The organism is Promicromonospora sp. NPDC023987 (assembly GCF_040639055.1).
GTDB lineage: Bacteria > Actinomycetota > Actinomycetes > Actinomycetales > Cellulomonadaceae > Promicromonospora.
This window is the reverse complement of record NZ_JBEZZF010000109.1, coordinates 1-10,610: the sequence shown is the minus strand read 5'-3', so window position 1 is coordinate 10,610 and position 10,610 is coordinate 1. Positions and strand designations below refer to the sequence as shown.

9 protein-coding genes are annotated in these 10,610 nt (G+C 69.2%); 5 read left to right on the top strand and 4 right to left on the bottom strand.

The features are described 5' to 3' along the window. On the bottom strand, positions 1 to 593 hold a 593-nt coding region (locus AB0F40_RS26275), incomplete at its 3' end, for a ribonuclease J (RefSeq protein WP_357474969.1). Between the two features lie 220 nt (positions 594 to 813). On the opposite strand from AB0F40_RS26275, the gene AB0F40_RS26270 reads away from it, so the two are divergent. Further along, positions 814 to 1,023, top strand: a complete 210-nt coding sequence (locus AB0F40_RS26270; protein WP_357474966.1) for a DUF2795 domain-containing protein — start codon at positions 814 to 816, stop codon at positions 1,021 to 1,023. A 55-nt stretch (positions 1,024 to 1,078) separates the two neighbouring features. Here the strand turns inward: AB0F40_RS26270 and AB0F40_RS26265 are convergent, their stop codons facing one another. Then, positions 1,079 to 1,732 (bottom strand): hypothetical protein, encoded by a 654-nt coding sequence (locus AB0F40_RS26265; RefSeq protein WP_357474963.1) that lies wholly within the window; start codon positions 1,730 to 1,732, stop codon positions 1,079 to 1,081. 232 nt (positions 1,733 to 1,964) lie between these two features. After that, positions 1,965 to 4,487, bottom strand: a complete 2,523-nt coding sequence (locus tag AB0F40_RS26260) for an ATP-binding domain-containing protein (protein WP_357474959.1) — start codon at positions 4,485 to 4,487, stop codon at positions 1,965 to 1,967. 151 nt (positions 4,488 to 4,638) lie between these two features. Here AB0F40_RS26260 and AB0F40_RS26255 point away from each other — a divergent pair, with 151 nt between their 5' ends. The 4 genes from AB0F40_RS26255 (at position 4,639) to AB0F40_RS26240 (ending at position 9,718) form a co-directional block, all read left to right on the top strand. Beyond that, positions 4,639 to 5,091, top strand: coding sequence for a MerR family transcriptional regulator (locus AB0F40_RS26255; protein WP_357474956.1), 453 nt, complete (start codon positions 4,639 to 4,641; stop codon positions 5,089 to 5,091). Then, complete coding sequence (locus AB0F40_RS26250; RefSeq protein ID WP_357474954.1) at positions 5,088 to 6,680, top strand: peptide chain release factor 3; 1,593 nt, start codon at positions 5,088 to 5,090, stop codon at positions 6,678 to 6,680. Before AB0F40_RS26255 ends, AB0F40_RS26250 begins: the two co-directional genes overlap by 4 nt. Positions 6,681 to 6,701: 21 nt before the next feature. Continuing rightward, positions 6,702 to 7,994 (top strand): MFS transporter, encoded by a 1,293-nt coding sequence (locus AB0F40_RS26245; protein WP_357474952.1) that lies wholly within the window; start codon positions 6,702 to 6,704, stop codon positions 7,992 to 7,994. 173 nt (positions 7,995 to 8,167) lie between these two features. After that, a complete protein-coding gene (locus AB0F40_RS26240; RefSeq protein WP_357474949.1) occupies positions 8,168 to 9,718 on the top strand; it encodes a SulP family inorganic anion transporter in 1,551 nt (516 codons plus the stop codon). Positions 9,719 to 9,851: 133 nt separating this feature from the next. On the opposite strand, the gene AB0F40_RS26235 is transcribed toward AB0F40_RS26240, so the two are convergent. After that, positions 9,852 to 10,580, bottom strand: a complete 729-nt coding sequence (locus AB0F40_RS26235; protein WP_357474972.1) for a VOC family protein — start codon at positions 10,578 to 10,580, stop codon at positions 9,852 to 9,854. Between the last annotated feature and the right edge of the window lie 30 nt (positions 10,581 to 10,610).

Below are 10,610 nucleotides of genomic sequence, written 5' to 3'. Positions count from 1 at the left end.
CCCTCGTCACCCAGGCGGCCGAAGGCGCGCAGGTCCGTCAGGCGCCCGTCGAGCGGGAACTGGTCCATCCGGAAGTCGCCCGTGTGCAGCACCGTCCCCGCGGCCGTCCGGATCACGACGGCGAGGCCGTCGGGGATCGAGTGGTTGACGGCGATGAACTCCAGCGAGAACGGGCCCGCCGTGTACCGGTCTTCGGCCTCGACCCGCTTGAGGACCGGCTTGATGCGGTGCTCGGTCAGCTTGGCGGACACGAACGCCAGCGTCAGCTCAGACCCCACCACCGGGATGTCCGGCCGCTGCTTGAGCAGGTACGGCACGCCGCCGATGTGGTCCTCGTGCCCGTGCGTGAGCACGATCGCCTCGATGTCGTCGAGGCGAGACTCGATGCTCGTGAAGTCGGGCAGGATGACGTCGATCCCTGGCTGGGTGTCCTCGGGGAAGAGGACCCCGCAGTCGACGACGAGCAGCTTGCCGTCGTGCTCGAAGACCGTCATGTTGCGGCCGATCTCGCCGATGCCGCCGAGCGGGGTGATGCGCAGCGCTCCGGCGGTCAGTGCTGGAGGGCTGGCGAGGTCTCGGGCTGCAGTGCGCATGAAGTCCTTCTGGGCGGCGACGCCGGATTGGGGGTGAGTGGCGTCGGCCCCCTGGAAACGGGAAGTCTGGGGGCCGAGCCATCCGCGACCTTACCCTAACGTCGGGGCAGGTTTGTATTCAGCGCACCAGCGAAGAACCCGGTACCCGCGATCCCGCGGCCCGGCCTACCTTCACGTTACGGTAGAGTTGCGCACGATCGAACTCGTGTGAGGAGACAGAGTGGGTAACGTCGCTCGAATCCAGATTGCCGACCTGGTCGCCGATGCCTTCGGCCCAGCGGGAGCTGACCGTTCCGACATCTTGGCGGCCGCGGTCGCCGGCGGCGCCTCGCCGGAACTCATCACGGCTCTGGAACGATTGCCGGACCGTTCGTACGCGACGATGCGCGACCTGTGGAGCTACCTCCCGGACGTCCCGGTCGAGCTCTGAAGGCGGGCTGTCGTCGCCCCAGGCACCGCGCAGTGGGACAGGCATCGACCTGCACTCATTGAGGGTCCGTGCCCTCTCGTTGCTCGATAATCTCCAGCAGGTGCCGCCTACGGCGAAGCTCAAGCCAGATGATGCCCAGCGCGATCACGACCGGCAGGACGTAGTCAGAGCTGTCGAGCAGGTCCTGGAACCATGAGGGCGCGCCAAGATCGGTCAGATCGAAGTCCGCGAACGGGATCGAGGGAGGCTGCGGGAGCCACACCCCGGCATCTCGGAGCATCCCGAGAAGACGGACGACCAGGGCGACCAGTGCGATCGGCAGCACGACGACGGCGACCGCGATGAGCAGTTCTCGCGTTGCGAACCAGATCGGCCGGTTGATGATCTCGTCGCGCCGCCGGGCAGCGGGCGAGCCGCTCTCGGGCTCGAACTCGACGGCGTCGAGCGACCTCGAACCCGATCGCCGGAGGAATACCCGATTGGTCGTCAACCGGAGCTCGCCCACGGGGGCGACGAGGCGAGCGCGCGGAAGCCACCTGCGCCGGACCGCCAACGGTTCGCCGTCCGCAAACCAGACGAATCGGTGGCGCACCCGACCCGTGGCCTCGACGCGATGCTCGCTGCCGTCGACTACGCCGTGCCATCGCTGGACAGTCGGACTCCAAGCACGCATGTGCCCGAGGCTGCCATAGCGGCACGCGGGTGCCATCCACCTCAGGTCGGATCATCGCCACCTGGGCGGGCTCACGCCCCGGCGACCTCCCATTCGACCTCGGCCTGTCCCGCAGTTGTCCAAATCGACGACGGCCGTCAGATCGGCGTCGGTCATGCGAAGCAGCCGGTGCCCCGTAGGGCGTCAGGTGCAGATCTGTCAGCAGGTAGGAGTCCGGTCCGGGCGAGCCGCTCGGCATCGATCCAAGCACTTTTCGTTGGGCTCCGGGCTAGACCTTCTGTGCGAGCGGGGCCGACACGACCGGTTTGTCGCGCAACAACTCGGGTAGCTCGCCGGTGTGGATCACTTCGAGCCGGGTGACGGCGCGCGTGAGCCCCACATAGAGGCGCTGCAGGCCACGGTCGTGCCCATCTGCGATGTCGGCCGGTTCGACGAGCACGACGCCGTCGAACTCCAGCCCCTTGGCGAGCATGACGGGGACGACCGTGACATCCGGCGCCGCATACGTCGTGCTGCTGTCCGACGGGCCTGGTCCGGCGGCATCGGCCGATGGCTCACCGAGCAGGGTCGCGTCGATCCCTTCAACAACGAGCGCGTCCCGGAGCGGGCCCGCCGCGTCGTCGTCGGCGATCACGGCCACGGACCCGCCACCGTCTGCCATCTCTCGGCATGCCCGGGCCACCTCGTACGGGAGCCTGTCCGCGCTTGTGCGGTTCAGAATCAGTGAGCCGGGCAGGTCGCGCAACGATCCGGGCGGTGCGAGGTCGGGTGCGATCCGGGGGAGCAGGCGGGAGGCCAGGTCGAGCACCTGGCGTGGCACGCGGTATCCGCGGCCCAGCTCCTCGACCCGCGCGTCGGGCACGCCGAGGTGCTTGGTCAGCTCGGCCCAGTCGGCGATCGCGCCGGGCGCGGTGGCTTGGGCGACGTCGCCCAGCACGGTGAACGATCCGGCGCACCGTCGGGCCAGGGCGCGGCATTCCATGGCGCTGAGATTCTGGGCCTCGTCGATCACCAGGTGCCGGATCACCGGAGATTCGGGTCGCAGGACGAATTGCAGCTCGTCCAGGAGCACCACGTCGGCCGGGCTCCACCGCGCTGTTCGGGCCGACGGTCCGGGGCGGTCCGCCAGCAGCACGTCCTGCTCCTGCGACGTGAGGATGCCGTCGGCGGCTCGGGCGAGGGTATCCGGGTCGGTCAGCAGGCCGTGCAGGGTGGACGCGGGTGTCCGCACCGGCCAGACCGCGCCGACAGCCCTGGTGACCTCGCGCGACCGCGCCGCTGCGCCGAGGGTGCGGTCGTCCGTGACGATGGCCTGTGCCTCCATCTGGGCCAGCAGGAGGTGTGCCAGACGCCGGGCCAGCGCCTTGCGCCCGACGTCGTAGCGGCGTCCGGTGTTCACGATCTGCGCGGCTGCCGCGGCCACCTCCTGTTCGGTGAGTCGGTAGCGCACACCACCGGGCGCGTAGGTCACCTCGGCCCAGGTGTGCCCGACGGCGGCCCACACCGCCCGGCGCAGCACGTCGGTCATGCGCGGGTCGCCCTTGAGGCGTGCCGCATCTGGGGCATCGTCGCGCGTGGCCGTCCACTGGCGTCCGACCAGCTCGCCGACCGTCGTCTGCCGCACGTCGACCTCACCGAGGGCGGGCAGCACCCGGCTGATGTACCGCAGGAACGAGTCGTTCGGCCCGACGACGAGCACACTGCCGGTCAGCCGCTCGCGTTCGGTGAACAGCAGGTAGGCGAGCCGGTGCAGGCCTACCGCGGTCTTGCCGGTGCCCGGTGCTCCCTGCACGCAGATGCTGGGTGTCTCCGGGGCGCGCACCAGGTCGTCCTGCTCGGGCTGGATGGTCGCGATGATGTCGCGCATCGGGCCGCTGCGCGGGCGCTCGATCTCGGCGGCCAGGAGCGCGTCCACCGCGGCGTCGCCAGCGACCGTGTTCGCGGTGTCGTCGGCGGTGACCAGCAGCTCGTCCTCGAACCCCGTCAGAGTGGCGTGGTCGTCGAACCCGTAGCGGCGACGTCGCACGACACCCTGAGGTTCGCTGCGCCGCGCCTGGTAGAACGCCCGGGAGGCGGGCGCGCGCCAGTCGAGCACGAGCGGCCGGCCACTGGCGTCGCGGACGTGTCGGCGGCCGACATACTGGTGCTCACGCGGCGGTGTCGTCGTGACCGGATGTGTTCCGAGGTCGAGGCGACCGAAGTAGAGCGGCATGTCCGCGACGTCGGTCAGCAGGCCTGCCCGCTTTTCGCGGGCGAGCCGGTAGACGGTGTTCTGGTAGATCTCGTCGGAGTCTTCTGAGGTGATCTGCGGCGTCTCGGTTCCGATCACCTCGGCGTGCATAGCGGCCAGAGCGTTCTTGGCCTGGGTCAGGAAGACGCGCTCGGATTCGAGATCGTCAGGCGGCCCGGCGTCTCCTACCTGGGCAGCTGCGGGGGGACTTTCACCGGAGCGGTGGTGGGCGGCGTTGGCGTCCACAGCGGCGGTGATGTACTCCGGGGGCAGCGAGTGGCCGTGGTCGGTCCACCGTGCGATCGCCTCGGCGTCGCAGGTGCCGCACACGAAGGTCTCCTGCCTGCCCACCTCGGAGGTGACCGATGCACGGCCTAGGGCCAGGATCTTGCGATAGGTGATCCGCACGTCCGCGCCCGCGCAGGTCGCGCAGTGCGGGACCTCGTCCCGTGGCCAGGAGTAGGCGCAGGAATCGCAGGTGAGCACGATTCCCGAATCGGTGCGGGCTCCGGTGATCTCCTCGGGCTCCCCGCAGCGGGGGCACTGAAAGTTGCGTGGCATGTCGCGTCCCGTGTCGTAGGCCGGGCCAAAGATGGCCCATCTCTCACGGGACGTGAGTGTACGGTGAATGTTCCGGTGCCGTCGTCAAGCAAACTGCACTGCATGCATCTTCCGTAGCGGTAGAGTAGGGCTTTCGATTCGAGGAGGGGCTGTGGGCTTGCAGCACAAGCAGATCGGCGAGGTAGCCGAGCGCATCGGACTGTCGTTGCGCACGATCCGCTACTACGAGGAAGTCGGCCTCGTGACACCGTCGGCACGGTCGCAGGGCGGGTTCCGCCTGTACACCGAGTCGGACATCGCGCGCCTGCAGCTGATCAAGCGGATGAAGCCGCTCGGGTTCTCCCTGGACGAGATGCGCAGCCTGCTCGACGCGCTCGACACTCTTGACGCCGCAGGATCGGGCGACGAGAGGCCTGACGGCGCCTCACGCGGAGCTGCGCTGGAACGTCTGAGCATGTTCGAGTCGGCGGCCGAGGAACGGTGCGAGGCACTGCGAGACCAGCTCGCGATGGCCGAGGAGTTCGCCGACAGCCTGCGCAGGGAGGTGCGTCGGCAGCAGCGGGGAATCCGGTCCGGTGATGTCCGCTCGGGCGGGACCCGTTGACTGCGCTGGCCACCGAGCCGGGCACCGTTCGCGCGGAGGCCGCACGCCGCCGCAGCATCGCCGTCATCTCTCACCCTGACGCCGGCAAGTCGACCTTGACGGAGGCGCTCGCGCTGCACGCCCGGGCGATCGACCAGGCCGGGGCGGTGCACGGCAAGGGCAACCGCGCAGGTGTCGTGTCGGACTGGCTGGCGATGGAGCAGAAGCGCGGCATCTCGATCACCTCCGCCGCGCTGCAGTTCGCTTACCGGGATGTCGTGATCAACCTCCTGGACACCCCGGGGCACGCCGACTTCTCCGAGGACACCTACCGGGTGCTGACGGCCGTGGATGCCGCGGTCATGCTGCTGGACGCTGCCAAGGGCCTGGAGCCGCAGACGCTCAAGCTGTTCGAGGTCTGCCGACGGCGTGGAGTCCCGGTCATCACGTTCGTCAACAAATGGGACCGGCCGGGCCGCGAGGCGCTCGAGCTGTGCGACGAGCTGGTCGACCGCATCGACCTGCCCCCGGCGCCGCTGACCTGGCCCCTTGGTGAGGCCGGGCGGTTCACCGGTCTGCTCGACGTCGAGACGGGCGCCGTCCGCACCTACCGCAAGGCGCCTGGCGGTGCGAACCTGGCCGAGGAGGAGGTCCTCGCTCCAGAGCAGGCCGGCCTGGAGTTCGGCCTGGACCATGCCGAAGCCGTCGACTCGGCCGCCCTGCTGGACCCAGTGGACCGAGACCTTTTCCTGGCAGGGCGCAGCACCCCGCTGCTGTTCGGGGCCGCCCTGGCCAACATCGGCGTGCGCCAGCTCCTGGACACCATCGTCGACCTCGCCCCCGCGCCGGGCGCGCGGCCCGACGTCGACGATGGGGAGCGCGGGGTCACCCAGCCGTTCTCCGGGTTCGTGTTCAAGATGCAGGCCGGGATGGACCCCGCCCACCACGACCACGTCGCGTTCGTGCGCGTCTGCTCCGGCCGCTTCGAACGTGGCATGGTGCTCACCCACGCCCGTACCGGCCGGCCGTTCGCGACCAAGTACGCCCTGAGCGTCTTCGGCCGGGACCGCGCCACCCTGGAGGTCGCCTATCCCGGCGACGTCGTCGGGCTCGTCAACGCGAGCACGCTCGCGGTGGGTGACAGCATCTACCACCCTGACGGCCCGGCCGTGCAGTTCCCGCCGATGCCGACGTTCGCCCCCGAGCACTTCGCCGTGGCCCGCGTGCAGGACCCGGGCCGCTCCAAGCAGTTTCGCAAGGGCATCGCTCAGCTTCAGCAGGAGGGCGTGGTCCAGGTGCTGGTCGCCGACGAGCTCGGTGACGCCAGCCCGATCCTGGCCGGCGTCGGGCCGCTGCAGTTCGAGGTGGCGGACTACCGCATGGAGCACGAGTTCTCCGCGAGCCTGCACCTGGAACCGCTGCAGCTCTCGACGGCCCGCCTGGTGGACGCACCCGACCTGCCGACCGTCTCCGCCTACCCTGGAACCAAGGTCGCGCGACGAGGTGACGGCACGGTGCTCACGCTCTGGCGCGACATCTGGCACGTGAGAGCCTTCCAGCGCGCCCATCCCCAGGTCGCCCTGACCCCGCTGGTCGCAGGCGGGGACTGACGGAAGGAAACAGGCCCGCACGTGTCATGGAAGCACCCGCACGCCACCTCCCCGCAGGGCTTCTACGGATGGCACATCGTCGTCTACGCCGCGCTCGCCCTGGCCGCCTCCGGCCCTGGCCAGACCGCGGGCATCTCGCTGTTCATCGACCCGCTCATCGCCGACCTGGGCATCAGCCGGTCGATGATCTCCACCTCGTATCTGATCGGCACCGTCACCGGTGCGCTCGCCCTGCCCTGGGTGGGGCGAGCCATCGACCGGTACGGCACTCGCCGTGTCATGGCCTGCATCGGCCTGGGCTTCGGCGGCATCCTCATGGCGATGTCCCTGGTCAGCGGAGTCGTCGGACTCACAGCCGGTTTCGTGGGCGTCCGCATGGCCGGACAGGGCGCGATGGCGCTGACCGCCACCACCGTCGTCGCCCACTGGTTCGAGAAGCGCCGCGGCCTGGCCGGTGGCCTGGCCGCCGCGTTCGGCGCGATGGGCATCTCGCTGACACCCCTGATCGTGGAACGCCTCATCGCCGACGTCGGCTGGCGCACCGCCTGGCTCATCGAAGGCGCGGCCGTGTGGTGCATCGTGCTGCCCCTGGCCCTGTTCGCGATCCGTGACCGCCCGGCCGACCTGGGGCAGATGCCTGACGGCGCCACTCCCGACCCGGAGGCCGTCCACGTCCCCGTCCGAGGGCTCACCCGGGCACAGGTCGTCCGGCAGCCGTACTTCTGGCTGGTGACCAGCGCCCTGGCGGCGTCGGCGATGCTCGGCACGGCCATCGCGTTCCACCAGATCAGCCTGCTGACCGCCAACGGGCTCACTGCCACCGAAGCGGCGGCCAACTTCCTGCCGCAGACCGCCGCCGGCCTCGTGGCCACGCTGGGCGGAGGGTGGCTCATGGACCGGTTCGGTGGCCGTGCCCTGCTGGTCACCTCCATGCTGGCGCTGGCCGGGGCGCTGCTCTGGGGCACGGTAGTAGCGCCGGGCTGGTCGGCGATCGGGTTCGGCGTCTGCCTCGGTGTGGCGCAGAACGTGGCCCGGGCCGTGGAGAACACCGGCCTGCCGAACTACTTCGGCATCCGGCACATCGGGTCGATCCGCGGGCTGGTGTCGTCCGCGGGTGTGGCCGCCTCCGCCGTCGGGCCGCTGGTATTCGCTGCAGTCTTCGATGCCACCGGCGGCTACGGTCCCGCGCTCCTGGCTACCGCGGTCGTGCCACTCGGGATCGCCGTCTGGGCCGCTGTCGCACCTGAGCCGAACCGCCTGGAGGACCTTGCCGAGCGACCTACGTCACACCCGGACCAATCGACTCTTCCCTAACGTCAGGGTAGGGTTGCCGACGGCTCGGTCCTCCTCCTTACCCATTCCGGGAGGACCGACGCCATCCACATTCTTCGTACGCAGTGTCGCGTGCTCAGTCCTGTCCACCCGGACCGGGTCTCGCGACCTTGGTCCTCGGGGCGTGCGCGTCCCAGAGCTCGAAGGAATACTGCGTGTCACACACACCCCTTGACCTGCCCGATCCCGCCCCGGCGCCCATCCCGGTGACCGGCGCCCCCGAGGCCACAGCCTCCGGCTCGTTCAGGGCCGCGTTCAGTTCCGTCAAGACACTGCGCACCGAGGTCCTCGCCGGGCTGGTCGTCGCGCTGGCGCTGATCCCGGAGGCGATCGCCTTCTCGATCATCGCGGGCGTCGACCCGCGCATCGGCCTGTTCGCGAGCTTCACTATGGCGGTGTCGATCTCGTTCCTCGGCGGGCGCCCGGCCATGATCTCCGCGGCGACCGGCGCCATCGCGCTGGTCATCGCACCCGTTGCCCGCGAGCACGGCCTGGACTACTTCATCGCGACCGTGATCCTGGCCGGTGTGATCCAGGTGGTGCTCGGCCTGCTCGGCGTCGCGAAGATCATGCGGTTCATCCCGCGTTCGGTGATGGTGGGCTTCGTCAACGCGCTCGCCATCCTCATCTTCCTGTCCCAGGTGCCGCACCTGACCGGGGTGCCGTGGATCGTCTACCCGTTGGTCGCCGTCGGCATTGTGATCATGGTGCTGCTGCCCCGGTGGACCAGGGTGGTCCCGGCACCGCTGGTCGCCATCGTGCTGCTGACGGTCGCCGTCGTGGTCGCGGCGATCAACGTGCCGACCGTCGGTGACGAGGGCGCGCTGCCGGAGTCGCTGCCCAGCCTGTTCTTCCCGAACGTGCCGCTGAACCTCGAGACGCTGCAGATCATCGCGCCGTACGCGCTGGCGATGGCGCTGGTCGGCATCCTGGAGTCGCTGCTGACCGCCAAGCTGGTCGACGACGTCACCGACACGCACTCGAACAAGACCCGCGAGGCCTGGGGCCAGGGCAGTGCCAACATCATCACTGGGTTCTTCGGCGGCATGGGCGGCTGCGCGATGATCGGCCAGACCATGATCAACGTGAAGGCCTCCGGCGCACGCACCCGCCTCTCGACGTTCCTGGCCGGCGTGTTCCTGCTCATCCTGGTCGTCGGACTCGGCGACGTGGTCGCCATCATCCCCATGGCCGCGCTCGTCGCCGTGATGATCATGGTCTCCGTCGGCACGTTCGACTGGCACTCGATCCACCTGTCCACCCTGCGGCGCATGCCCAAGTCCGAGACCACCGTCATGATCGCGACCGTCATTGTCACGGTCGCGACGCACAACCTGGCCTACGGAGTGATCGTCGGCGTGCTGGTCGCGATGGTGCTGTTCGCTCAGCGGGTCGCGCACTTCACCTCCGTCAAGCGCCTGGACGCATCGGACGCTGACGACCAGCGGGTGTACGCGGTGGAGGGTGAGCTCTTCTTCGCCTCGTCCAACGACCTGGTCTACCAGTTCGACTACGCGGGCGACCCGAAGAACATCGTGATCGACATGACCAAGGCCCACATCTGGGACGCCTCGACCGTCGCGTCGCTGGACGCCGTGACGACCAAGTACGAGGCCAAGGGCAAGAACGTGACGATCATCGGCATGAATGACGACTCCGCAGCGCGGCACGAGCGGCTCGCCGGCAACCTCGGCGCCGGACACTGACTGCACCAAGAAGCGTGAGACATTGAGCTCCGGCCTCCCACCAGGGGGGCCGGAGCTCGTCTGTTCTGGGCGCTTCACGGGAGCACTCGAGCTCATGTGATCCGTCTGCCAGGCAGGCACGGGTCGACCGTGGCTACAGGCTCGCGACACCGATCCGCACACCGTCGGGCGAGGTCAAGAGCGTGAGCGGCCGGCTGCCGTCGTAGCTGGTGACGCTACCGCCGGCATAGGCCGCGACCGCCTTGGCCACTTCGCTCACCGCGCGGACGGTGATGATCCCAGTCCATCCCGGGATGGAAGCCGGGACCGGGGGAAGTGCTGGGTCGAAGTCGGCGAAGTGGACAGCCGGGTCGTTGACCCGGAGCGTGTCCATGTAGAACCGGCGCGCAGCAGCCGGCGCGTCACTCGTGTGTCGCAGGGATGCCGGCGTGCCCAGTGAGCCCGTCGGGTGCGACCAGCTACGACCGCCGGTGCGTTGTACCAGGGACACCGGAGCACCGAACGGGTCGACGAGGGTCGCCACTCGTCCTTCGTCGCCGGCGTCGAACGGTGCGACCAGGACCTCCGCACCAGCCGCTTCGGCGTCGCTGACGACGTGGTCGATGTTGTCGGTGGCGAGGTGGTAGGCGACATGTGCGGGAAGGCCGGGCGGGTAGACCGGCGTGGACAGGTCGCTCAGCCCGCTAACGCCGTACGGTCCGATCGACAGCGTTGTGGCCATGCGCCAGCTGCTGAGGTCGGTCGAAGACTTCCACGACAGGATCTGCTTGAAGAAATCGGCGGTCCGACTCGGCTGGTGGGGACTGCCCCAGGAACGGTTGACATCTGATCTGTACCGGCCTGAGGTCGGTGCTGGAAGGATGTTGTTGTGCCCAAGGCTTACCCACCCGAG